This is a genomic window from Halomonas sp. ND22Bw (assembly GCF_003011945.1).
GTDB lineage: Bacteria > Pseudomonadota > Gammaproteobacteria > Pseudomonadales > Halomonadaceae > Halomonas > Halomonas halophila.
Map to the genome: position 1 here is coordinate 1 of NZ_PXWD01000177.1, position 443 is coordinate 443.

Sequence of the window (443 nt, forward strand, 5' to 3'; positions counted from 1 at the left end):
ACATCGGGCGCACGTGCGCCCGGAATGGCCTTCAGTCGAAGCTGAAGGTGCGCCCGATCCAGAACGGAAGGATCGCCTTGCGGGCCTCGTCCAGGGTCAGCCCCTTGCAGCGGGCGTAGAACACGGCGAAGGCGGTCTCGGGGTCGCGTGCCGTCTTGTCGAGGTGGTCGGCGGCCTCGTGCCAGCGCTGATCCGTGCCGATCGGGCCGTCCGGCCGGAGGGACCGCCTCGGCGCACGGTATCCGGATTCGAGCGCGGCGAGCTCAAGGGCCCGGGCGTGCTCGGGAAGGAGGTGGCGCCCCTCGCGGTGTAGCTCATCGGCGGTCAGGACGAGCCGGAGCCAGCTCGTGAGCGTGCGGGCCCACCCGATGCCACCTGGGCCCGTGAACATGGCGACCACCGGGGCGCACGTCTTGGGCTGGCCCTCGATGTAGCCGGTCAAG

The 443-nt window shown here is 71.1% G+C and carries 1 protein-coding gene; it reads right to left on the bottom strand.

All coding sequences use genetic code 11. The features are described 5' to 3' along the window. Positions 1–31: 31 nt before the first annotated feature. Positions 32–443, bottom strand: a 412-nt coding sequence (locus tag CVH10_RS17560) for a hypothetical protein (RefSeq protein WP_106489352.1), incomplete at its 5' end; no start/stop codon positions are given.